This window comes from Knoellia sinensis KCTC 19936, assembly GCF_000768705.1.
GTDB classification, from domain to species: Bacteria; Actinomycetota; Actinomycetes; order Actinomycetales; family Dermatophilaceae; genus Knoellia; species Knoellia sinensis.
Window position 1 is genome coordinate 229,650 of the sequence record NZ_AVPJ01000006.1, and the last position, 22,377, is coordinate 252,026.

The following is a 22,377-nucleotide window of genomic DNA, read 5'->3' on the forward strand; positions in this document are numbered from 1 at the left end:
CCCCAACGGGTCGTGACCGTCCGGACCTCGGCGCCCGGCGTGCGGGAAAAGTATCGCCAAACCAGCAGACCGGACAAGGCCCGTGTCACAGGCGACACGAGGCAAGGCGACAGCTCAGTCCTCGGGCTGGTAGCCGAGGTTCGGGCCAAGCCAGCGCTCCGCCTCGGCGAGGGTCCATCCCTTCCGTGCCGCATAGTCCTCGACCTGGTCCCGGCCGAGCCGTCCGACGACGAAGTACTGGCTCTGCGGGTGGGAGAAGTACCAACCGCTCACGGCCGCGCCCGGCTGCATGGCCATCGACTCGGTGAGTTCGATGCCGGCCCGCTCCGTCGCGCCGAGGAGGCTGAACAGTGTCTCCTTCTCGGTGTGGTCGGGGCAGGCGGGGTAGCCCGGCGCGGGCCGGATGCCGGAGTACTTCTCCGCGATGAGGTCGTCGTTGGACAGGTGCTCGTCGGTCACGTGACCCCAGAACTCACGTCGCACGCGCTCATGCATGCGCTCGGCGAAGGCCTCGGCAAGTCGGTCGGCGAGGGCCTCGAGGAGGATCGCGCTGTAGTCGTCGAGCTCGTCCTTGAACGCCATGATTCGCTCGTGCGCACCGAGCCCGGCGGTCACCGCGAACGCCCCCACGTAGTCGCGCAGACCTGTCTCCTTGGGAGCCACGAAGTCGGACAGGTTGCGGTTGGGAACGCCCTCGCGGTGCTGCCCCTGCTGACGCAGGCCGTGGATCGTCGTGAGCACGGTCTCGCGGGACTCGTCGGCGTAGACCTCGATGTCGTCGCCGACACCGTTGGCGGGGAAGAGCCCGATGACGCCGTTGGCGGTGAGCCACTTCTCGTCGCAGATCCGGTCCAGCATCGCATTGGCGTCGTCGAAGAGCTTGCGGGCGGTCTCGCCGGTCGCCGGGTTGGCGAGGATGTCGGGGTAGCGCCCCTTCATCTCCCAGGCCTGGAAGAACGGCGTCCAGTCGATGTAGCGACGGAGCTCGTCGATGGAGTAGCCCGTGAACACCTTGGTGAACTGGGCCGCCGCGCGGTGCCACTTGGTGTCGGTCCGTCCCGACCACACGTCCTTGCTCTGCTGGGCGAGCAAGTGCGGACGAACCGGCCGGTATGCCGTCCAGTCGATGGGGGTGCGCGCCTTGCGGGCCGCGTCGATCGAGACGAGCGGCCGTTCGGTCGACTTCGCCGCGTGCCGCGCCCGCATGGAGTCGTAGTCGGCCTTGATGGTCTCGAGCAGCGGCCCGCGCTGGGTCTCGGACAACAACTGGCTCGCGACGGGGACCGACCGCGAGGCGTCCTTGACCCAGACCACGGGGCCGCTGTACTGGCCGTCGACCTTCACCGCGGTGTGGGCACGGGAGGTCGTGGCGCCGCCGATCAGCAGCGGGATGGTGAAGCCCTGACGCTCCATCTCGCTCGCGACACGCACCATCTCGTCGAGGGACGGCGTGATGAGTCCCGACAGCCCGATGATGTCGGCACCCTTCTCCTTGGCCGTGTCGAGGATCGTCTGTGCCGGGACCATGACTCCGAGGTCGACGACGTCGTAGTTGTTGCACTGCAGGACGACGCCGACGATGTTCTTGCCGATGTCGTGGACGTCGCCCTTGACGGTGGCCATGACGATGAGGCCCTTGCTGCTCTGGGTCGAGACGCCGGAACGCTCCTTCTCCGCCTCGATGAAGGGGATGAGGTGGGCGACCGCCTTCTTCATGACGCGGGCCGACTTCACGACCTGCGGGAGGAACATCTTGCCGGCGCCGAAGAGGTCCCCGACGACGTTCATGCCGTCCATGAGCGGGCCTTCGATGACCTCGATCGGCTGCCCGCCGGCAGCCTCGATCTCCTGGCGCAGTTCCTCGGTGTCGTCGACGACGTGGTCGTCGATGCCCTTGACCAAGGAGTGCGTGATGCGCTCGCGGACAGGGAGACCGCGCCACTCCGACTGGGTCGCCTCCGGTGCCGACTCTCCTGTGGAGTTGAAGCGATCGGCGATCTCGAGGAGACGTTCGGTCGAGTCGGGCCGGCGGTTGAGGACGACGTCCTCGATGCGTTCACGGAGCTCGGGGTCGATGTCGTCGAGGACGACGAGGGCTCCGGCGTTGACGATGCCCATGTCCATCCCGGCCTCGATGGCGTGGAACAGGAAGACCGCGTGGATCGCCTCACGGACTGGGTTGTTGCCGCGGAACGAGAACGACACGTTCGACACGCCGCCGGACACGAGGGCGCCGGGGAGGTTCTGCTTGATCCAGCGGGTCGCCTCGATGAAGTCGGTTCCGTAGGCCGCGTGTTCCTCGATACCGGTGGCCACGGCGAAGATGTTGGGGTCGAAGATGATGTCGTGCGGGTCCATGCCGACTTCGCCCACCAACAGGTCGTAGGCGCGTTTGCAGATCTCCTTGCGGCGCTCGAGTGAGTCGGCCTGACCGTCCTCGTCGAAGGCCATGACGACGACGGCAGCGCCGTACTTGCGGCAGAGCCGGGCCTGCTCCAGGAAGGGCTCGACGCCCTCCTTCATCGAGATCGAGTTGACGATCGGCTTTCCCTGGGAGCACTTGAGGCCGGTCTCGATGACCTCCCACTTGCTCGAGTCGATCATGAGCGGCACGCGGCAGATGTCGGGCTCGCTTGCCACGAGCTTGACGAACCGGTCCATCGCGGCGACGCCGTCGATCATCCCTTCGTCCATGTTGATGTCGATGATCTGGGCGCCGGCCTCGACCTGCTGACGGGCGACGGAGAGGGCTGTGGGGTAGTCCTCTTCCTTGATGAGTCGCCGGAAGCGGGCTGACCCCGTGATGTTGGTGCGCTCGCCGACATTGACGAAGAGCGAGTCCTCGTCGACCGTGACGGGCTCGAGCCCGCTGAGGCGCAGGGCGCCCGGGACCTCGGCCGGTGTGCGAGCGGTGCCCCGTGCCGCCGCCTCGGCGATGGCGCCGATGTGTTCTGGCGTGGTGCCACAGCACCCACCGAGGATGTTGACGAGGCCGCTCGAGGCGAACTCCCCGACGACCGACGCCATCTGGTCGGGCGTCTCGTCGTACTCGCCGAAGGCGTTGGGCAGGCCGGCGTTGGGGTAGGCCGAGACGAAGCAGTCGGCGATGCGGGAGAGCTCAGCGATGTAGGGACGGAGCTCGTCGGCGCCCAGTGCGCAGTTGAGGCCGATGACGAGCGGTCGGGCGTGGCGGACGGAGTTCCAGAACGCCTCGGTCACCTGTCCCGACAATGTTCGGCCCGAAGCATCGGTGATGGTCCCGGAGATGAGCACAGGCCAGCGGCGCCCCAGCTCGTCGAAGAGCGTCTCGAGGGCGAAGATCGCCGCCTTGGCGTTGAGGGTGTCGAAGATCGTCTCGACGAGAAGTGCGTCGGCGCCCCCGTCGACCAGCCCACGTGCCTGCTCGAGATAGGCCTCGACGAGGTCGTCGAAGCCGATGTTGCGAGCCCCGGGGTCGTTGACGTCGGGGGAGATCGACGCGGTGCGAGTCGTCGGTCCGAGGGCTCCCATGACCCAGCGCGGGCGGCCCGTCTGCTCGGAAACTGTGTCGCACGCTCGGCGCGCCAGGCGCGCCGCCTCGAGGTTGATCTCGTAGGCGAGGTCGGCCATGTCGTAGTCCGCCAGCGAGATGCGCTGGGCGTTGAACGTGTTGGTTTCCACGAGGTCGGCGCCCGCCTCGAGGTAGGCCCGGTGGATGCCCTCGATGATCGTCGGGTTGGTCAGGCTGAGCAGGTCGTTGTTGCCCCGTAGGTCGCTGGGCCAGTCGGCGAACCGCTCGCCCCGGTAGTCCTCCTCGGACAGTCCCTCACGCTGGATCATCGTGCCCATGGCCCCGTCGAGCACCAGCACGCGCTCGCTCAGCGCGGCAGTGAGGTCGGCAGTCGCGTCCGGGCGGTGGTCGATCAGGGTGTCGGTCGAGGTCGTGGTGGGAGCGCTCACCCGCTTGAGTATGCCGTCGTCCTTGTAGGGTCGCGCCATGGCTGCACCCACTGAGACGAAGTCCACGGGTCTCGTGATCGCGCGCATCGGGGGCGTGCCGGTGCAGATCGGCGCCAGTTGGTTCGTCCTCGCTGCCGTCATCACCGTCTTCGTGGGATCGCAGAACCCGCAGTTCGGTGCGGCGGCGTACCTCGTCGGTGTCGCGTGGGCCGTCTCACTGCTGATTTCTGTGCTGGTCCACGAGGGCGCCCATGCGGCCACGGCTCGGGCCCTCGGACTGCCGGTTCACAGAGTGGTCGCAGACGTCTGGGGTGGGCACACGGCATACGATCCGCGTCTGTCCACGCCGGGCAAGGCGGCGGCCATCGCGATCGTCGGCCCACTGTCCAATCTCGTCCTGGCCGCTGGCGCGTGGGCAGTGTCCCTGGCGCTTGGAACCGGCGTGTTCGGCGAGATGGTGTTCGGCCTGGCGTTCATCAACTTCCTTCTCGCGGTGTTCAACCTCCTGCCCGGGCTGCCACTGGACGGTGGCCAGCTCGTCGACGCGCTCGTGTGGCGCCTCACCGGGCGCCGTGAATCCGGACTCATCGCGGCAGGCTGGACGGGGAGGATCGTGACCGTCGGTGTCCTGCTGTGGTTCATCGCGAGACCGCTTCTTGCCGGCCAACAGCCATCGTTGTTCTCCATCGTGTGGATCGGTCTCATCGCGATGTTCATGTGGCAGGGCGCCACGGCCGCCATCCGCACAGGACAGGCGAGGCAGATGCTGGGTCGTGGCACGGTGGCCCAGGTCGTCCAGGCCGTCCCCGTCCTTCGGGCCGCCGACACCCTGGCTGCGGCAGCCGCCACCGCCGGTCTTGCGGTCGTGGTGGGCGAGGACGGGCGCCCGACGTCGCTCGTGCTGCCGCAGGACGCGTCGTCTGTTCCGCGTGAGCGGTGGTCGAGCACGCCGGTGTCGGCGCTTGCGCGGATTCAGCCGGAGGGCTGGGTGGCCGACACCCGAGGGAGCGACGACCTCACCGCAGTGGTCACCGCGATCCAGGAGTCGGAGAGCACTGTGGTCGTCGCACTCGAGGGAGACAAGGTGCTCGGCATCGTCACCGTCGAGGCGGTCAACCGCGCCATCGGCGGCAACTAGACTCACGCCCCATGAGTGCGACCGGTGCCGACCTTCGACGTGGACCCCTTGCCGAAGGTGAGCGGGTGCAACTCACGGACTCCAAGGGGCGACTCCACACCATCACCCTCGCCCCGGGCAAGCAGTTCCACACCCACCGCGGATTTCTCCAGCACGACGACCTCATCGGGGCCCCCGACGGGTCCACCGTGAAGAACACCGCCGGGTTCGAGTACCTCGCCCTTCGGCCCCTGCTGTCCGACTACGTCATGTCCATGCCCCGTGGGGCCGCAGTGGTCTACCCCAAGGACGCCGGTCAGATCGTGACGATGGCCGATATCTTCCCGGGTGCCGTCGTCGTCGAGGCCGGCGTGGGATCCGGCGCCCTGTCGATGTCGCTCCTGCGCGCGGTCGGGGACACCGGACGCGTCCACTCGTTCGAACGCCGCGAGGACTTTGCGGACATCGCCAAGGCGAACGCGCGGGCCTACTTCGGCGCCGACCACCCCGCATGGACCGTCACGGTGGGAGACCTCGTCGAGGCCCTGCCTGCTCACGTCGAGCCGGGGACGGTCGACCGTGTCGTCCTCGACATGCTCGCACCGTGGGAGTGCCTCGACGTCGTGGGAGAGGCGCTCGCCCCCGGTGGCGTCCTCATCTGCTACGTCGCCACCGCCACACAGTTGTCCAAGGTTGCCGAGGCCATGCGCGACGCGGGGAACTGGACCGAGCCCTCTGCGTGGGAGTCCCTCGTCCGCGGCTGGCACCTCGAGGGGCTGGCCGTCCGGCCGCAGCACCGCATGCACGGGCACACCGGCTTCCTCATCACCACGCGCCGCCTGGCGCCTGGTGTCACCCCGCCCCTTCGCAAGCGTCGCCCAGGCAAGGGATACGAGGGAGTCGACAGCGCCGGAGATGGTGACGTGACCGTGCCCGAGCCGATGCCCGGCGCCGACGATGCCGAATGGACCCCCGAGGCCATCGGAGAACGCATTCCGTCCGACAAGCGAGTCAGGAAGGTGCGTCGCAGCGTCACGGGTTAGCGTGGAGGTGTACGCCGAGCCCAGGAGGCCACGATGACCGAATCCACTTCTCCCTCCGACAGCGCCGCGCTGCGCCGCCTCGAAGGCACGGTCACGGACCTGCGCTCGCAGGTCAACACCGTCTCGGCCCAGAACGAACGCCTCGTGCGCACCCTGCGCGACGCCCGCGAACAGATCGTCACGCTCAAGACCGAGGTTGACCGGCTGGGTCAGCCGCCGTCGGGCTACGGCATCGTCGTCGAGACCTTCGACGACAAGACCGTCGATGTCCTCACCGGTGGTCGCAAGATGCACGTTGCGGTCAGCCCGACGATCGAGCCCGGTGAGATCGAGGTCGGTCGCGAGGTCATGCTCAACGAGGCCATGAACGTCGTTGCCGTGCACGGCTTCGAGCGCGCCGGGGAGGTCGTCCTGCTCAAGGAGCTGCTCGACGACGACCGTGTGCTCGTCCTGTCGCGCGCTGACGAGGAGCGCGTATGCCGGGTGGCCGCCTCGCTCGCGAACGTCAAGCTCCGTGTCGGCGACGCGCTCCTGCTCGAGCCGCGCAGCGCCTTCGTCTACGAGCAGATCCCCAAGGCCGAGGTCGCTGACCTGGTCCTCGAGGAGGTGCCCGACATCGCCTACGACGACATCGGTGGTCTCGGTAGCCAGATCGAACTCATCCGCGACGCCGTGGAGCTGCCGTACCTCCACCCGGACCTCTTCACCGAGCACCACCTCAAGGCTCCGAAGGGTGTGCTGCTCTACGGTCCGCCCGGGTGCGGCAAGACGATGATCGCCAAGGCGGTGGCCGCCTCGCTGTCGCGCAAGGTCGCCGAGAAGGAGGGGCGCGACCCGAGCAAGAGCTACTTCCTCAACATCAAGGGTCCTGAGCTGCTCAACAAGTACGTCGGTGAGACCGAGCGGCACATCAGGCTCATCTTCCAGCGGGCGCGTGAGAAGTCGTCCGAGGGCTTCCCGGTCGTGGTCTTCTTCGACGAGATGGACAGCCTCTTCCGCACCCGTGGTTCGGGCGTCTCCAGCGACGTCGAGACGACGATCGTGCCGCAGCTCCTCAGTGAGATCGACGGCGTCGAGGGTCTCGAGAACGTCATCGTCATCGGGGCGAGCAACCGCGAGGACATGATCGACCCGGCCATCCTGCGCCCGGGTCGCCTGGACGTGAAGATCAAGATCGAGCGCCCCGACGCCGAGAGCGCGACCGAAATCTTCAGCAAGTACCTCACCCCGGACCTGCCGCTGCACGCCGATGACCTGGCAATCAACGGTGGGTCACCGGAGGCCACGGTCGTCGCCATGCGCGAGGCGGTCGTGACGCGCATGTACGCCGAGGACGAGGAGAACGAGTTCCTCGAGGTCACCTATGCCGGTGGCGACAAGGAGGTCCTCTACTTCAAGGACTTCAACAGCGGCGCGATGATCCAGAACATCGTCGACCGGGCCAAGAAGATGGCGATCAAGGACTTCCTCACCACTGGTCAGCGAGGCCTGCGCGTCGACCACCTGCTCCGCAGCTGTATCGACGAGTTCAAGGAGAACGAGGACCTGCCCAACACGACCAACCCGGACGACTGGGCGCGAATCTCGGGCAAGAAGGGCGAGCGGATCGTCTACATCCGCACGCTCATCAAGACCAAGGAAGGGAACGAGCCTGGCCGCTCGATCTCGACGATCGCCAACACGGGCCAGTACCTCTGACCCAGATCCACCCACTGATTGCCCGTTCAGCCGTTGAAATGCACCACTGATTGCCCGTTCGGCCAGTCAGCAACAGCCAGGACGGGCCATCAATGGTGAGAGCGCTCACCAGACCTTGCGTTCGAACTCCTTGGCTAGCTTGCGTCGCCAGACTGCAAGCTCCGCCTCCACTTGGCACTCTGTCAGCGGGCTGTCGCAACACGAGCACCGGAACAATGCGGCGACGTTCTGGTGTCTCACGTCTCTGGCGAGGCTCTGGAATCGGGAGTGGATGGCGGTTCCGTCGATTGCGTCCCGCGGGGTCCACCGCACAAACCGAAGCCCCAGTGCCGCCATCGGCTCCTGCCGCAGCCGCTCGCGCTCGAGTGCCTGCAGAACCGACTGCTCGTCAGTACCCTCGAGGAGATATTTCTCGCTGCCGTCGGCCTCGCCGACAAGGCCGAGATCCGGCCAGAAGGCGTCCGGCCGCCCGAGGAACTCACCCTCCGGTGTGAAGACGTTGACCTGCGGGATTCCGGTTGGCAAACCCCACCGTGCCATCGACCAGGCGGAGACGGACTCGAGCCAGGTCTCGCGCCGACCGTCGGCAAGCAGGAGCACGTCGTTCGACCGGGCCACGTACGGCCATCGTCGTTGGTGCCGTCTCATGTCGAAAAGCTGCTCAAGACTGGTCATCCCGACGCGAAGCGCTCCGTCAGCGATGGCCAGCGCATCGCGAGCATGCACCTCGCGACAGCAATCGAGGACCACGCGTGGGGCAATGAAGCCGGGAACGCCGTGCCGGATCTCGATGTGCTCGGGCGGCGTGGTCCCGCGGTGGAATCGACACCAGGTGCTGCGCCTGCTGGTCCGAACATCGTCGAGAACCGTCATCCTCACACTGTCGGGTGGATGGGAGGGATGCGGAAGCCCGAGGAGGACAGCTTGGCTCGTGTGGCTCACGATGGCGTCCGGGAAGAGCCGCACCGCCGTGTCGATCATGAGCCGATGGCGCTCCCAGGGTGAGGCGGCGTCCCAGGGTTCGCGCACGGCATACAAGCCCCGGGCGGGGGACACGAGGAACGCAACTGACGAAGCGTGTTTGACGGTTGACCGAGGAATGTCGGCGGAGGTCGCCTCCCGTGCGGTGAAGGGCTGGGGCAGGTGCCGCAGAGCGTGGGCAGTGCGCGGATCCATGGCTGGGACCTTTGTGCCTGTTGGGGGTGTGAGGAAGCCCCAAAAGGAAGCCTGTGGATGGCGGTGGACCGCGGCGAGTGCCTGTGGAAACCGGCTGAACGGGCAATCAGTGGATCGGACCCACTGCCTGAACGGGCAATCAGTGGGGTTCAGGCCATGAGTTTTGCGATGAGGCGCCAGCCGAGCATGGTCACGGCGAGGAAGATCGTGGCGACGATGATGAACGACGGCGCGGTGCCGGAGGCAGCAAGACGTCGCAGCAGCATCCCGATGACGACCGTGGCGACAACGACAACGGCGCCGAACTGCCACGTGCGAGGGGAGGCGTCGAGGGTCAGGGAAGCCAGGAGCCAGCCCGCCGCCGTGCCGCACACGAAGGGGGCGGCTGTCTCGAGGACACCGGTCAGGGTGATGCCGTGCGCGTGGGAGCGGCGCCCGACGAGGGCAAAGATCACGACGGCGAGAATGTCGAGAGCGGGGGCGATGAGTCGGCTCATGCGGGGGTCAGCCTCCGACCTTGTCGAAGAGTGACGCCTGCGGTGGGGCATGCGTTGGATCGACGCCGTCGAAGAGGATGCTGACCGACTCACCCTCATGAATACGGGTGATGGCCTCGGCGAAGAGCCCGGAGACGGTGCGGACCTGAAGCGCTGGCCACCCACTGGGGGCCGGGACGGTGTCGGTCGTGACGACCTGGCTCACCATGGGGTGGTGGCGCAGGCGCTCGACGGCGCGGCCGGCGAAGAGTCCGTGCGTGCAGGCGACCGCGGCCTCCGTCACTCCGAACTCCGCGAGCTTGTCGAGCAGTTCGATGATGGAACCTCCGGTGGCGATCTCGTCGTCGAGGACGATGGCGCGCTTGCCGCGGACGTCGCCGACGATCGAGTCGATCACGACCTTGTCATCGCTCTTGCGCTGCTTGCTCCCGGCCGCGACCGGGAGACCGAGGAGCCGTGAGAACTGCGTCGCCTCCTTGGCGTTGCCGAGGTCGGGGGAGATGACGACCGAGTTGGACAGGTCGGTCCCGCGGAAGTGATCGGCGAGGACGCCCAGGGCGGTCAGGTGATCGACCGGGACGGAGAAGAAGCCGTGGACCTGGGGCGCGTGAAGGTTCATCGTGAGAACCCGGTGCGCGCCAGCAGTGGAGATCAAGTCTGCGACGAGACGACCACCGAGCGAGATCCGCGAGGCGTCCTTCTTGTCCGACCGGGCGTAGGCGAAGTGCGGGATCACCGCGGTGATCTGGGCGGCGGACGCGCCCCGGGCCGCGTCGATCATGAGCAGCAATTCCATGAGGTGCTCCTGCGTCGGAGGCACCAACGGCTGGACGATGTAGACGTCACGCTGCCGGCAGTTCGCGAGCAACTGTGCCTGGAGGCAGTCGTTGCTGAACCGCTTGATGTCGCTGCCTGACAGTGGAACGCCGAGCTGGTCGCAGATCTGCGCGGCGAGGGCGGGATGGGCGCTACCGGAGAAGACGACGATCTCGCGCATGGTCCGACCCTAGGCCAGAGCCGACCCGAGGTGGTGCTGCAGTTCATGGACGAGCTCCCACCTTTGCTGCCTTCCGGCGGCGCAGGCTCCGGGGAAGCTGGCGAATCCGTGGGGCACACGCAAATAGTTCGTATGCCGTGTGCTCACCCCCGCGGCCCGGAGCGCCTTGGCATACCGAGCTCCGTCGTCACGAATGGGGTCGAGGTCCGCGGTTTGGATGAGGGTCGGCGGAAGGCCTTCCAACCGGCCGAACAGCGGCGAGTGAAGGGGGTCTTCGAGAGCCTGCCCACCGGCATACAAGCTGCGGAAGGCAAGGATCGACTCCTTGCTGAGGATGGGGGCGTTCGCGTGCTCGTCGATCGACGGCGACTGCATGGTGAGGTCGACCGCGGGGTAGATCAGCGCCTGGTGCCGGATCCAGTCGGCGCCGCTTGAGGCCACGACCTGGGCCACGACCGCGGCCAGGTGTCCACCGGCGGAGTCGCCGCAGACCGCCAAGCGGTGCGTGTCCGCACGAAGGACGTCACCCTGGGCTGCGATCCAGGTCGTGGCGTCGACGGCGTCATGAACTGCCGTGGGGGCCCGGTGTTCGGGCGCCAAGCGGTAGTCGACGCTCACGACCACTGCACCGACCTCGGTAGCGAGGTGCGTGCAGAGCGGGTCGTAGTTGACGACGTTGCCGACGACCCACCCACCGCCGTGGAAATAGACGATCACGGGGACGTCGTCCTGTGTGTCGCGGATCGAGCGTGGGCGGTAGATGCGCAGCGGGATCTCATAGCCGTCTCGTGCCGGGGCGGTGCCGAACGTGATGCCGACAGACGGGTCCACCGGGCCGGTGATCCACGAGTGCGGCGGTGTCAGGCGGTACCTCGTGGCGCGCGCCTCGTGGCGATCCTCCTCGGTCATGCGTTCCACGGGAACCCGCATCCGGTCGATGAGGGCGACGATCGCGGTGGTGCGTGGCGACATTCCGCGGTAGTTGCGCATTCGAGGAGTATGCCGGGGGGCCGGGGCCGTGGAGCGGCCCGTCCGTGATTTCCTTGCACCCATGTCAGTGCGCCGCGTCATGGGGATCGAGACCGAGTACGGCATCTCGGTGCCCGGGCAGCCGGGTGCCAACCCCATGGTGCTCTCCGGTGACGTCGTGACGACGTATGCCGCCAGTCGAGGGATCCGTCCGGCACAGGCGTCGTGGGACTACGCCGACGAAGCTCCTCTGCGCGACGCCCGCGGCTTCGACATGGGCCGCGGAGCGGCACACCCGAGCCAGCTGACGGATGTCGAGGACCCGACGATGGCCAACGTCGTCCTGACCAACGGTGCGCGACTCTACGTCGACCATGCCCATCCGGAGTACTCCTCACCAGAGGTCACGACTCCGCGCGACGCCGTCGTCTGGGACAAGGCCGGTGAGCTCGTGATGCGCGAGGCGGTCCGTCGGCTGGCCACCGTCCCGCCGGGGGTCAACCTCTACAAGAACAACACGGACGGCAAGGGGCAGTCCTACGGAACGCACGAGAACTACCTCATGTCGCGGCGGACCCCGTTTGCGCGGATCATTTCGCAGCTGACGCCGTTCTTCGTCGTGCGCCAGGTGATGTGTGGTTCCGGTCGCGTCGGGATTGGCGTGGACTCCAGGACGCCGGGGTACCAGCTGACCCAACGGAGTGACTTCTTCGAGACCGAGGTCGGGCTCGAGACCACTCTCAAGCGGCCCATCATCAACACGCGCGACGAGCCGCATGCCGTCGCAGATCTCTATCGCCGACTCCACGTGATCCTCGGCGACGCCAACCACTGCGACGTGGCCAACCTCCTCAAGATGGGCTCGACCTCCCTCGTGCTCGCCATGATCGAGGACGACGCCTTCACGACCGACCTGTCGGTGCGGTCCCCAGTACGCACCCTCCAGGCCGTGAGCCACGATCCGACCCTGAAGTCGACGATCGAGCTCATGGACGGCCGCAGCATTCGGCCCGTGGAGCTCCTGCGCACCTTCCACGAGCTCGCCTCCGCCTTCGTGGAACGGAAGTGGGGAAATGATGTCGACGAGCCGACGGTCGAGGTGCTCGGGTGGTGGGACACGGTCCTCACGGCGCTCGAGGGAGATCCCATGGATGCACGTCGGTGGGTGGACTGGGTCGCCAAGCTCTCCGTGCTCGAGGGCTATCGCTCGCGCGACTCGCTGGGCTGGGGCGATCCGCGCCTCAAGGCGGTCGACATCCAATGGTCGGACGTGCGGGCGGACCGGGGGTTGGCACACCGCCTTGCCGCGACTGGGCGGCTCGAGGTGCTCGTGCACGAGGAGGAAGCCGCCCGCGCCATGGACGAAGCGCCCGAGGACACACGGGCCTGGTTCCGCGGCGCGTGCCTACGACGCTTCCCCGACGCCGTGGTTGCGGCGTCGTGGGATTCGGTCGTCGTCGAAGTGCCGGGGGAGCGAGCGCTGCAGCGCATCCCCATCATGGAACCGTTGCGCGGCACCAAGGACGCGGTCGGTGACCTCATCGACGGGGCGCCCGACATCCGATCACTTCTCGAGTCGCTCGCGGCGGCGGACAGGGGCTCGGACTAGGCTCGGTGGTGAGGGCACTGTCACGGTGCCGACGGCGACACGAGGAGGAGCCCATGGCCGGCCAGGAGCAGATCAAGCCAGGGCGACGCGACGACGGACCGGACGACACTCCCGAGCCCGCAGCCGCGCCCGCAGCGCAGACCGCTGATACCGACATCGACGACATCCTTGACGAGATCGACGGCGTCCTCGAGACCAACGCCGAGGAGTTCGTCCGCGGGTTCGTCCAGAAGGGTGGCCAGTGAGTCCGGTCGCTGACGGCGGGGGTCTCCCCGCGGCATACCTGCGCACCGGGTCGTCGTCGTTCACGGACTTCGTCGCCGAGCACGAGCCGCACCTGATCCCGTCGCGTCGTGGGCTTCCGCCCGGGGCGACGATCGACGCCCCCCACGGCACGACGATCGTGACGGTGACATTCGACGGTGGTGTCCTCATGGCCGGCGACCGGCGGGCGACGATGGGCAACATCATCGCCAACCGCGACATGGAAAAGGTCTTCGCCACCGACGAGTTCTCCGTCGTCGGGATCGCCGGAACTGCTGGTCTGGCGATCGAGCTCGTCCGGCTGTTCCAGGTCGAGCTGGAGCACTACGAGAAGATCGAGGGGACGCTCATGTCCCTCGAGGGCAAGGCCAACCGCCTCGCGTCGATGATCCGCGGCAACCTCGGGATGGCCATGCAGGGCCTCAGCGTGGTGCCGGTCTTTGCGGGCTACGACCATCAGCACGGCCTCGGGCGGATCTTCTCCTACGACGTGACCGGCGGGTGCTACGAGGAGCATGACCACCACAGCGTGGGGTCGGGATCCCTCTTCGCCCGGGGAGCCATGAAGAAGCTCTACCGCCCGGACATGACGTCCGACGAGGCCGTGCGGGTGGCGGTCGAGGCTCTTTGGGACGCCGCCGATGACGACTCCGCCACCGGTGGGCCCGACGTCGGTCGGCGGATCTGGCCGACGGTCGCCCTGGTCACCGCCGACGGTGCCCGGTTCATCCCCGACGACACGGTCGCGCCGGTCGTCGACGCCATCATCACCCACCGCCACGGCAACGCCGGCGGCCGACGCGACGGAGCTGACGCATGACCGCCGGGATGCCGTTCTACGTCTCGCCCGAGCAGCTCATGAAGGACCGCGCGGACTTCGCGCGCAAGGGCATCGCACGCGGCCGCTCGGTCGTCGTCCTGGGTTATGACCACGGCATCGCGTTCGTCGCGGAGAACCCATCGCGCAGCCTCCACAAGATCGGTGAGATCTACGACCGCATCGCCTTCGCCGCTGTGGGCAAATACAACGAGTTCGAGAATCTGCGGGTCGCAGGTGTGCGTTATGCCGATCTGCGCGGCTACTCCTATGACCGAAGTGACGTCACCGCGCGGGGCCTCGCCAATGCCTATGCCCAGACCTTGGGGACCGTGTTCACGCAGGAGTCGAAGCCCTACGAGGTGGAGATCGTCGTCGCTGAGGTGGGGCAGGACTCCGAGGCGGACCAGATCTATCGCCTCACCTATGACGGCTCCGTCGCCGACGAGCGTGGGCTCGTGGCCATGGGTGGCGCCTCCGACCAGATCGAGGAGCGGCTGACCGAGCAGTGGCGTCCGGGCCTCACGCTCGCCCAGGCGTTGCAGCTCGCCGTCGCTGGGCTGGCGCACGATCCGTCGGGCGGCCCGGACAGGAATCTGGGTGCCGATTCGCTCGAGGTGGCTGTCCTCGACCGCACGAGGTCACGGCGCACGTTCCGGCGGATCAACGGGGACATCCTGGGCTCGCTGCTGTCCGACGAGGACCCCACCGACGACGTGCCGCCGGTCGACCATGACAGCCCCCGGCAGGCCGCGAGCAACCCGCAGACGCAGCGGCACGGCGACGAGCCGACCCCGGACGCCGACTAGGACGTCACCTCACAGGGAGGTGCGTGGCGAGCCACTCAACGGTCGCCGTCCACGCCTCCGCGGAAGCCTCTGCGTGGTGGAAGAGCGGCGACGGGTTGTCGAACGCGTGCCCGGCTTCGGGATACGTCAGGAAGGTCACGTCCGAGTGGCCGTCCGTGACCGCGTGCTCGATCTCGCGGACGGTCTCCATCGAGATGTAGGTGTCGCTCTCCCCGAAGTGGTGCAGGCTCGGTGAGGTCACTTCCGGCGCCAGAGCGAGCAGGGACGGGAGAGCCGATCCGTAGTAGTTGACGAGCGCGTCCGGCTTCTGGTCGGCCGCGGCCGCGACGTTGAAGGCGAGCCCGCCGCCGAAGCAGAAGCCCAGTGCACCGACCCGGCCTGAGACCGCCGGGTGCTCACGCAGCGCTCCCAGTGCCGCCACGCCGTCTTCCACTGCGACCTGCCAGTCGAGTTCTTGCAGCAGCGCCATGGCCCGGGGGAGTCCGCCCTCATCCTCGTCGACGGCAGGGTCGCCGAGGCGCCCGTAGAAGTGGGGGATGAGTACGACGTAGCCCAGGTCGACGAGGTCCTGGGCGCGTGACCGGACGTATCCGGTGACTCCGAAGATCTCCTGGAACAGGACGAGGCCCGGTCCCGACCCCGACCCGGGGATCAGCAGGTCAGCGGGGATGTCGAGCGAGATGTCGTCAGCCATGGGGCAAACGTATGCCGTGCGATCCCGGGAACGGGACCACACGGCATACGTGACGCGGTGTGTCTCAGGCCGTGGGGGCCGCGGCGTAGCGGAGGTAGGGCTTGACCTCTTCGACGTCCTTGAACTTCTCGCGCGCGTCCTCGGTGGAGACAGTCGGGGCGACGATGATGCGGTCGCCCTTCTTCCAGTCCGCAGGGGTCGAGAACGGACCCGCGTCGTTGACCTGGAGGGCGTCGAGCGCACGCAGGATCTCGTCGAAGTTGCGGCCGGCGCTCTTGGGGTAGGTGAGCGAGAGGCGCACCTTGCCCTTGGGGTCGATGAGGAAGACGGAGCGGACGCTGGAGGTGTCGCCCTCGCCGGGGTGGATCATGTCGTAGAGCTCGGCGACCTTGCGGTCCTGGTCGGCGACGATCGGGTAGGTCAGGGCCGACCCACCGACCTCCTCGATGTCGGACTTCCACGCGTTGTGGTCGGCCAGGCCGTCCACGGAGACTGCCAGGACCTTGGCGTTGCGCTGGGCCCACTCGTCCTTGAGGGCGGCCACGCGACCGAGCTCGGTCGTGCAGACGGGGGTGAAGTCAGCCGGGTGGCTGAAGAGGACGGCCCAGCCGTCGCCCTTCCAGTCGTGGAAGCTGATCTCACCCTCGGTGGTCTCAGCGGTGAAGTCCGGGGCGTTGTCGCCGAGACGCAGCGTGGCCATCGGGCAATCCTCTCATCGGTAACACAGAGTTGTTGGAGTCCAAACATGCCGTTAGGTTCCGTATGGTGACACCTCCATCCCGGATGCTGGACGTCCGGCGAACTCTCGTGGCGCTGCGATCGAAGCCATGAGCGCGACTAGTGTGACTCCATGGAGCGACGGATCTTCGGGATCGAGAACGAGTACGGCATCACCGCCTCGTCCGAGGGTCAGCGCACGCTCACGCCGGACGAAGTCGCCCGCTACCTCTTCCGCAAGGTCGTCGCCTGGGGACGGTCCAGCAACGTCTTCCTCGCCAACGGCTCACGCCTCTACCTGGACGTGGGAAGCCACCCCGAGTACGCGACGGCCGAGTGCGACTCCCTGCGGCAGCTGGTGGCGCACGACCGGGCGGGGGAGCGCATCGTCGAGGGCCTCGTGGCCGACGCACAGGCACGACTCCACGAGGACGGCGTGAGTGGCGACATCTACGTCTTCAAGAACAACACCGACTCGGCCGGCAACTCCTACGGCTGCCACGAGAACTACCTCGTGCGGCGCGCGGGAGACTTCCAGGTCTTCTCGGACACGCTGCTTCCCTTCCTCATCAGCCGCCAGATCACCTGTGGCGCAGGCAAACTCGTCCGCACGTCCAAGGGCGTGGAGTTCGCCGTGAGTCAGCGCGCGGACCACATCTGGGAGGGCGTGTCCTCGGCGACCACACGGAGCCGCCCGATCATCAACACCCGCGATGAACCGCACGCGGACGCGGAGCACTATCGCCGACTGCACGTCATCGTCGGCGACTCCAACATGAGCGAGACGACGACGTTGCTCAAGGTCGGCTCCTGCGACCTCGTGCTGCGGATGATCGAGGACGGCGTCGTCATGCGCGACCTCACACTGGAGAACCCGATCCGGGCGATCCGTGAGATCAGCCATGACATGACCGGTCGTCGGCTCGTCCGCCTCGCCAACGGTCGTGAACTCAGCGCCCTCGATCTGCAGCGTGAATACCTCACTGCCGCAACGGCATACGTGGATCGCGAAGGTGCCAAGGATCCCGACCACAAGACCGTCCTCGATCTCTGGGAGCGCACGCTCGAGGCCGTCGAAACGGGCAACCACGCGCTCGTCGACACCGAGATCGACTGGGTCATCAAGCACAAGTTGCTCGACAACTACGCGGCCAAGCACGGGCTCACGCTGGACAGCCCCCGGTTGGCCCAGATCGATCTCGCCTACCACGACATCAACCGGCGCCGCGGCCTCTTCTACCTCCTGCAGGCCCGCGGGCGGGCTGCTCGGGCGGTGAGCGATCCGGAGATCTTCGAGGCCAAGGTCCGACCACCACAGACCACGAGGGCCAAGCTCAGGGGCGACTTCATCCGCGCTGCCCAGGAGCATCGTCGGGACTTCACCGTCGACTGGGTCCACCTCAAGCTCAACGACCAGGCGCAGCGCACCGTGCTGTGCAAGGACCCGTTCCGCAACGAGGACCCCCGGGTCGAGAGGCTCATCTCAGGGATGTGACAGGTTCGGTGGTTATGGTGGGCGCCATCCCACCACCGCTCGATCTGAGGTATCTCTGTGTTCCGCGCCCGTTTCACCCCTCTCGCCGCAGCCCTGACAGTCGCTGCCGTCGCCCTCGTCGGGTGTGGCGAGTCCACCGACTCCGCCGACTCGAAGGCCGGCTCCGGCCCGCTCGCGCAGATCACCGTCAAGGGTGATGCCGGTGCCGAGCCCACGGTCACCGTGGCTCCGAAGCCCCTCAAGCTCACGGGCGAGACCAAGCGCGTCGTGACCGACGGCAAGGGAGAGGCCCTCAGCAAGACCGACCTCGCGTCAGTCCACATTCAGGTGCTCAACGGCACCGACGGCAAAGTCGTGACGAGCACGTGGCAGGGGAAGCAGACGCTCGGCGTGGACCTCTCCAGTCAGGAGATGTTGCCGATCCTGGTGAACCAGATCCCCGGCAGCAAGCCCGGCGGGCGACTGTTGCTCGGCGCGCCCGCATCCGACGTCTGGGGCCCCGAGGGCAACCCCAACATGAACCTCAAGGCCGCAGACCCCGTGCTCTTCGTGGTCGATGTCATCAACGGTGGACCGTCCCTCAAGGAGGCCGAGGGCACCGCCGTGGCTCCCAAGGCCGGTCTGCCCACCGTGAAGTGGAACCCGGGCAAGGCGGCCACCATCACGATGCCCAAGACTGCCGCGCCGGCGAAGCTCGTCACCCAGCCACTCATCGCAGGCAAGGGCGCCAAGGTCGAGTCCGGCCAGACCGTGCGCGTGTCCTACACCGGTGCCCTGTGGCGTGACGGCAAGGTCTTCGACTCCAACGCTGACGGCTTCACCACCGCCATCGGTGTCGGGCAGGTTGTCCCCGGGTGGGACAAGTCGATCGTCGGCCAGCCGGTCGGCAGCCGCCTCCTGCTCGTCGTGCCGCCGGCGGACGGGTACGGCGAGAAGGGTCAGGGCGAGATCAAGGGCACTGACACCATGGTCTTCGTCGTGGACATTCTCGCCGCAGTGTGACCTCGACACCCATCCACGTACGACTCTCCGAAAGGACCTGTCATGGGTTTTGACCCCGCCACCACCAAGCCCGAGATCGACTTCCCGGGCGACGCGGCTCCTACCGAGCTCGTCATCGAGGACATCACCGTCGGCGACGGCGCGGAGGCCACGGTCGGCTCGACCATCTCGGCGCACTACGTCGGCGTCGCCCACTCGACGGGCGAGGAGTTCGACGCCTCCTGGAACCGCGGTGCGCCGCTGGACTTCCGCCTCGGCGTCGGCCAGGTCATCCGCGGTTGGGACGAAGGCATCGTCGGCATGAAGGAGGGCGGCCGTCGTCGCCTTCTCATCCCGCCGACCTACGGCTACGGCGACCGCGGCGCCGGCGCCGTGATCAAGCCGGGCGAAAGCCTGATCTTCGTCGTGGACCTCGTCAGCGTGCGCTGATCCGCTCCGCCGCGCAGACCCCTGCGACGGCGCTGACGACGAACCCGGCGAGGTCCTCCTCGAGGCCACGACCCATCGTGGAGAGCTTCACCGGACTCTGACGCAGTGCGTCCAGCAGACCTTCCGTGCCGATCTCGACGATGTCGAGATCAGCACGGCTGGTTTCGGAGAGTTTCGCCGCCTGGGTGCGGACCAGTGCGGCCATCTCGCCGCCGCTGGCCGGGACCGGCACGATCGCGGGGGAGAGCAAGGCCTTCCCGTATGCCGTCGTGCTGTGGTGCGAGATCCCGCGGTGCCGCGATCTCGGGTCGGCTCCCGAGACGCGGAGAGCCGCGATGCTCGTGCCACCCAGGACGTGTGTGGCGTGGAGGACGTCGGCCACCGCCACGCCGGAGTAGCCCCACGGTGTTCCCGTCCCGACGTTGCCGGGGCCCTGGACGACAACAGTGACGTCGGCACCCACGACGTGGCGCGCCGCGAGCAGACCGCTGTGCAGGGACACCGCTTCATGGTCACCACCGAAGGCCTGGCCGACCGTGATGGACGCCGCGATCCAGCCGGCCTCCTTGAGTCCGGCCACGGCACGGGAGAAGGCGAGGGGGAGTGCGCCGCCGTCGGTCATGACGTAGGCCACCTGCGCGTCTGGCTGCGTGCGTCGGACACCGGCGATGATCGCGGGGAGTGCGGAATGCAGGTCAGCCACGACGACGGGCATGGCCTCCAGCGACTCGGCGTCCCGCAGCACGTGATGGTGGAGGCTGTCCTGCTCGTCGACGGCGAGGAACATCTGTTGCTGAGGGGTATAGCGCGCCTTGACGATGTGCCCGGGCGAGTCGGGTGCGTCCGCTGGGAGTCGGTCCGGCACCGCGACGATGAACGCAAGGCCGCCAGTTCCCAAACCCTTGAGGAGCGCCGAGGCGTTGAGGACGACCCGATCCCCGGGCTCGGGACGCCCGACCATGCCCGTGTAGGCGAGGGCCCTCACCTCGGAACTGGTGTCCTCAGCGGAAGTCAGCCTCACGGCATACTCCACCGCCCCCGGCCACTCACGAATCTGTCGGTCGACCACACCCTCGCGCCACTGCATCACGAGAGGCAGGCTATCGAGTAGCGTCGGACCTCATGAGTGCAGCGACGGGACCGGCGGCCAAGACGGAGCGCCTCCTCAACCTCGTCCTGGTCCTCCTCTACACCCGACGGCCCCTGTCGAAGGCGCAGATCCGCGGTCTCGTGCCGCAATACGGCGAAACCGCGTCGACGGAGTCCTTCGACCGGATGTTCGAGCGGGACAAGGATGAGTTGCGCGCCCTCGGCGTGCCCTTGGTGACCGAAGAGATCGACGTCCTCCACGAGGACGAGCCGGGCTACCGCATCCACCAGCGTGACTATGCGCTGCCCGACCTCGAGTTCGAGCCGGACGAGCTCGCCGTCCTGGGACTGGCGAGCCGAAGCTGGGCCCAGGCCTCCATGGCCGGTCCGGCGGCGCAGGCATTGCGCAAGCTCCGCGCAGCGGGGGTCGAGCGGGACGAGGGCGCACTCATCGGGATCGAACCGCGGTTGCGGACGACGGAGCCGGCATTCGAGGCCGTCAAGGACGCCGTCCTGAGTCGCACGCCGATCACCTTCGCCTATCGCCGGCCCGAGCGTGGGGAGGCCCAGGTGCGCAAGGTCCAGCCGTGGTCGCTCGTGCAGTGGCACGGCCGCTGGTACCTCGCGGCGTTCGACCTCGACCGCGAGGACACTCGGGTCTTCCGCCTGTCTCGCATCGACGGAGCCGTGCGCAGCGCTGGCAAACCCGGTTCGTTCGAGGTGCCCGCTGGACACCAGGCCCGCGTCATGGTGGAGCGGTCGGCTCCTCGTGGCGAGGCACGCCCTGTGCGACTCGCAGTGAGGCCCGGAGCTGCCCATAGCCTCAGGCGGCGTGCGACGTCCTGCGAGGAGGCTGACAGCGGCTGGAGTGAGTTGACGCTCGATTTCCACGATGTCGATGGCTTTGCGGCCGAGGTTGCGGGTCACGCTGACGACGTCCGGGTGCTTGAGCCCGTCGACCTGCTCGAGCAGGTCCAGACCAACCTCAGAGCCACGCTCGCCGCCCACGAGGCAGGCCTCTGATGGCGACCGAAACCGCGACGAACCGGCTCGCGCGCCTGCTCACGATGGTTCCGTGGTTGGTCAACCGGCAGGGGATCGAGCTCGAGGAGGCAGCCCGCGGACTCGATGTCACGGTCGAGCAACTCGAGTCCGACCTGAACCTCCTCTTCCTCTGCGGCTACGGCCAAATGCCCGACGAACTCATCGAGGCGGATTGGGAGGAGGGCCGGGTCTTCGTCGGCAACGCCGAAACCATCTCGCGCCCACTGCGGCTCGGCGTCGACGAGGCAGTCACACTCATCGTCGGGCTCAAGACCCTTCTGGAGGTCCCGGGACTCACCGAACGCGACGCCATCGAGCGGGCCCTGGGCAAGCTCGAGGCCGCGGCGGGAAGCGCGGCAGAGCCGGCGACACGGGTGTCCGTCGACCTGGGTGATGGGGGAGTGGACAGTGAGCTACTGGCCCGCGCGCGTGCGGGTGTGCAGGAGCACCGACGCCTGCACCTGACCTACCACGTGCCCGGGCGGGACGAATCGACCGAGCGGGACGTCGATCCCATGCGGGTCATCGCAGCCGAGGGCCACTGGTACCTCGAGGGCTGGTGCCACCGTGCCGAAGGCGTCCGCGTGTTCCGCCTGGACCGCGTGGAGGCTCTCGACCTGCTCGACGAGGACGGCACCCCGCCCGAGGGAGTGGCGCCTCGCGAGCTGGGAGAGAGCATCTTCAGCCCAACGGAAGACGACCTTCTCGTGACAGTGCGCCTGCTCCCGGGCGCCCTGTGGGTGAGCGACTACTACCCGGTCGAGTCCTCGGTCGACGAGGAGGACGGCTCGCGCACCATCACCTTGCGCACCGCCGACACCGCCTGGATCGAGCGCCTCGTGCTCCGTATGAGCGGCCATGCCGTCGTCGTCGCACCGCGTGATCTCACCGAACGCATCGCCGCCAGAGCGCTCGCGGCACTGGCACCTCAGACCCACGACGTAGACTGACCACAGACCTCTCATCGGAAGA

The 22,377-nt window shown here is 67.6% G+C and carries 20 protein-coding genes; 12 read left to right on the forward strand and 8 right to left on the reverse strand.

Features of this window, described 5'->3' with window-relative positions; all coding sequences use genetic code 11:
* Positions 1-114 precede the first annotated feature (114 nt).
* Positions 115-3,978 carry a methionine synthase gene (gene metH, locus N802_RS10335; protein WP_245613905.1) on the reverse strand — a complete coding sequence of 1,288 codons (3,864 nt, stop codon included), beginning with the start codon at positions 3,976-3,978 and terminating at the stop codon, positions 115-117.
* Between metH and N802_RS10340 the strand changes: the two genes are divergently transcribed.
* Genes N802_RS10340 through arc form a run of 3 tightly spaced genes read left to right on the forward strand, consistent with a single transcriptional unit; the run spans position 3,977 to position 7,797 of the window.
* Positions 3,977-5,077, forward strand: coding sequence for a site-2 protease family protein (locus N802_RS10340; RefSeq protein ID WP_035915661.1), 1,101 nt, complete (start codon positions 3,977-3,979; stop codon positions 5,075-5,077). The genes metH and N802_RS10340 overlap by 2 nt on opposite strands.
* Positions 5,078-5,088: 11 nt before the next feature.
* Complete coding sequence (locus N802_RS10345) at positions 5,089-6,099, forward strand: tRNA (adenine-N1)-methyltransferase (protein WP_035915663.1); 1,011 nt, start codon at positions 5,089-5,091, stop codon at positions 6,097-6,099.
* 33 nt (positions 6,100-6,132) lie between these two features.
* Positions 6,133-7,797, forward strand: a complete 1,665-nt coding sequence (gene arc / locus N802_RS10350; RefSeq protein ID WP_035915666.1) for a proteasome ATPase — start codon at positions 6,133-6,135, stop codon at positions 7,795-7,797.
* Positions 7,798-7,902: 105 nt separating this feature from the next.
* Here the strand turns inward: arc and N802_RS10355 are convergent, their stop codons facing one another.
* From N802_RS10355 to N802_RS10370, 4 genes are all read right to left on the reverse strand, one after another.
* On the reverse strand, positions 7,903-8,973 hold the full coding sequence (locus tag N802_RS10355; protein ID WP_035915668.1) for a hypothetical protein: 1,071 nt from the start codon (positions 8,971-8,973) through the stop codon (positions 7,903-7,905).
* A gap of 149 nt (positions 8,974-9,122) precedes the next feature.
* Complete coding sequence (locus N802_RS10360) at positions 9,123-9,470, reverse strand: DUF3054 domain-containing protein (protein ID WP_035915670.1); 348 nt, start codon at positions 9,468-9,470, stop codon at positions 9,123-9,125.
* 7 nt (positions 9,471-9,477) lie between these two features.
* Entirely contained in the window at positions 9,478-10,467 is a 990-nt protein-coding gene (locus tag N802_RS10365; RefSeq protein ID WP_035915673.1) for a ribose-phosphate diphosphokinase, read from the reverse strand.
* Between the two features lie 9 nt (positions 10,468-10,476).
* The gene (locus N802_RS10370; protein WP_035915677.1) at positions 10,477-11,457 is read right to left on the reverse strand and encodes an alpha/beta hydrolase; all 981 of its coding nucleotides are present in this window, start codon (positions 11,455-11,457) and stop codon (positions 10,477-10,479) included.
* Positions 11,458-11,518: 61 nt separating this feature from the next.
* Between N802_RS10370 and dop the strand changes: the two genes are divergently transcribed.
* The 4 genes from dop to prcA are packed head-to-tail and all read left to right on the forward strand — an operon-like array spanning position 11,519 to position 14,935.
* Complete coding sequence (gene dop / locus N802_RS10375) at positions 11,519-13,045, forward strand: depupylase/deamidase Dop (RefSeq protein WP_035915680.1); 1,527 nt, start codon at positions 11,519-11,521, stop codon at positions 13,043-13,045.
* 53 nt (positions 13,046-13,098) lie between these two features.
* Entirely contained in the window at positions 13,099-13,290 is a 192-nt protein-coding gene (locus N802_RS10380; protein WP_035915683.1) for a ubiquitin-like protein Pup, read from the forward strand.
* The gene (prcB, locus tag N802_RS10385) at positions 13,287-14,129 is read left to right on the forward strand and encodes a proteasome subunit beta (RefSeq protein WP_035915685.1); all 843 of its coding nucleotides are present in this window, start codon (positions 13,287-13,289) and stop codon (positions 14,127-14,129) included. Before N802_RS10380 ends, prcB begins: the two co-directional genes overlap by 4 nt.
* Positions 14,126-14,935: a proteasome subunit alpha gene (prcA, locus tag N802_RS10390; RefSeq protein ID WP_035915689.1), complete on the forward strand. Its 810-nt coding sequence runs from the start codon at positions 14,126-14,128 to the stop codon at positions 14,933-14,935. Before prcB ends, prcA begins: the two co-directional genes overlap by 4 nt.
* A gap of 4 nt (positions 14,936-14,939) precedes the next feature.
* On the opposite strand, the gene N802_RS10395 is transcribed toward prcA, so the two are convergent.
* Both N802_RS10395 and N802_RS10400 read right to left on the reverse strand, forming a co-directional pair.
* Entirely contained in the window at positions 14,940-15,629 is a 690-nt protein-coding gene (locus N802_RS10395) for a dienelactone hydrolase family protein (protein ID WP_035915690.1), read from the reverse strand.
* Positions 15,630-15,693: 64 nt separating this feature from the next.
* On the reverse strand, positions 15,694-16,329 hold the full coding sequence (locus tag N802_RS10400; protein WP_035915692.1) for a peroxiredoxin: 636 nt from the start codon (positions 16,327-16,329) through the stop codon (positions 15,694-15,696).
* Positions 16,330-16,479: 150 nt separating this feature from the next.
* Between N802_RS10400 and pafA the strand changes: the two genes are divergently transcribed.
* From pafA to N802_RS10415, 3 genes are read left to right on the forward strand one after another with little or no spacing between them, the layout of a single operon-like run.
* Entirely contained in the window at positions 16,480-17,841 is a 1,362-nt protein-coding gene (pafA, locus tag N802_RS10405; RefSeq protein ID WP_035915694.1) for a Pup--protein ligase, read from the forward strand.
* A gap of 57 nt (positions 17,842-17,898) precedes the next feature.
* The gene (locus tag N802_RS10410; RefSeq protein ID WP_035915697.1) at positions 17,899-18,843 is read left to right on the forward strand and encodes an FKBP-type peptidyl-prolyl cis-trans isomerase; all 945 of its coding nucleotides are present in this window, start codon (positions 17,899-17,901) and stop codon (positions 18,841-18,843) included.
* Positions 18,844-18,885: 42 nt separating this feature from the next.
* On the forward strand, positions 18,886-19,272 hold the full coding sequence (locus N802_RS10415) for an FKBP-type peptidyl-prolyl cis-trans isomerase (protein WP_035915699.1): 387 nt from the start codon (positions 18,886-18,888) through the stop codon (positions 19,270-19,272).
* On the opposite strand, the gene N802_RS10420 is transcribed toward N802_RS10415, so the two are convergent.
* Positions 19,259-20,362 carry a DUF3866 family protein gene (locus N802_RS10420; protein WP_425402476.1) on the reverse strand — a complete coding sequence of 368 codons (1,104 nt, stop codon included), beginning with the start codon at positions 20,360-20,362 and terminating at the stop codon, positions 19,259-19,261. The two genes, N802_RS10415 and N802_RS10420, sit on opposite strands and share 14 nt — an antisense overlap.
* Positions 20,363-20,394: 32 nt before the next feature.
* Here N802_RS10420 and N802_RS10425 point away from each other — a divergent pair, with 32 nt between their 5' ends.
* The gene (locus N802_RS10425) at positions 20,395-21,384 is read left to right on the forward strand and encodes a helix-turn-helix transcriptional regulator (protein WP_035915702.1); all 990 of its coding nucleotides are present in this window, start codon (positions 20,395-20,397) and stop codon (positions 21,382-21,384) included.
* On the forward strand, positions 21,384-22,355 hold the full coding sequence (locus N802_RS10430) for a helix-turn-helix transcriptional regulator (protein WP_035915705.1): 972 nt from the start codon (positions 21,384-21,386) through the stop codon (positions 22,353-22,355). The genes N802_RS10425 and N802_RS10430 overlap by 1 nt, the downstream gene beginning before the upstream one ends.
* The last annotated feature ends 22 nt before the right edge of the window (positions 22,356-22,377 follow it).

Coding starts and splice junctions, on each gene's coding strand:
- N802_RS10340 (WP_035915661.1), top strand. CDS start 3,977: ATGGCTGCACCCACTGAGACGAAGTCCACGGGTCTCGTGATCGCGCGC.
- metH (WP_245613905.1), bottom strand. CDS start 3,978: ATGGCGCGACCCTACAAGGACGACGGCATACTCAAGCGGGTGAGCGCT.
- N802_RS10345 (WP_035915663.1), top strand. CDS start 5,089: ATGAGTGCGACCGGTGCCGACCTTCGACGTGGACCCCTTGCCGAAGGT.
- arc (WP_035915666.1), top strand. CDS start 6,133: ATGACCGAATCCACTTCTCCCTCCGACAGCGCCGCGCTGCGCCGCCTC.
- N802_RS10355 (WP_035915668.1), bottom strand. CDS start 8,973: ATGGATCCGCGCACTGCCCACGCTCTGCGGCACCTGCCCCAGCCCTTC.
- N802_RS10360 (WP_035915670.1), bottom strand. CDS start 9,470: ATGAGCCGACTCATCGCCCCCGCTCTCGACATTCTCGCCGTCGTGATC.
- N802_RS10365 (WP_035915673.1), bottom strand. CDS start 10,467: ATGCGCGAGATCGTCGTCTTCTCCGGTAGCGCCCATCCCGCCCTCGCC.
- N802_RS10370 (WP_035915677.1), bottom strand. CDS start 11,457: ATGCGCAACTACCGCGGAATGTCGCCACGCACCACCGCGATCGTCGCC.
- dop (WP_035915680.1), top strand. CDS start 11,519: ATGTCAGTGCGCCGCGTCATGGGGATCGAGACCGAGTACGGCATCTCG.
- N802_RS10380 (WP_035915683.1), top strand. CDS start 13,099: ATGGCCGGCCAGGAGCAGATCAAGCCAGGGCGACGCGACGACGGACCG.
- prcA (WP_035915689.1), top strand. CDS start 14,126: ATGACCGCCGGGATGCCGTTCTACGTCTCGCCCGAGCAGCTCATGAAG.
- N802_RS10395 (WP_035915690.1), bottom strand. CDS start 15,629: ATGGCTGACGACATCTCGCTCGACATCCCCGCTGACCTGCTGATCCCC.
- N802_RS10400 (WP_035915692.1), bottom strand. CDS start 16,329: ATGGCCACGCTGCGTCTCGGCGACAACGCCCCGGACTTCACCGCTGAG.
- pafA (WP_035915694.1), top strand. CDS start 16,480: ATGGAGCGACGGATCTTCGGGATCGAGAACGAGTACGGCATCACCGCC.
- N802_RS10415 (WP_035915699.1), top strand. CDS start 18,886: ATGGGTTTTGACCCCGCCACCACCAAGCCCGAGATCGACTTCCCGGGC.
- N802_RS10425 (WP_035915702.1), top strand. CDS start 20,395: ATGAGTGCAGCGACGGGACCGGCGGCCAAGACGGAGCGCCTCCTCAAC.
- N802_RS10430 (WP_035915705.1), top strand. CDS start 21,384: ATGGCGACCGAAACCGCGACGAACCGGCTCGCGCGCCTGCTCACGATG.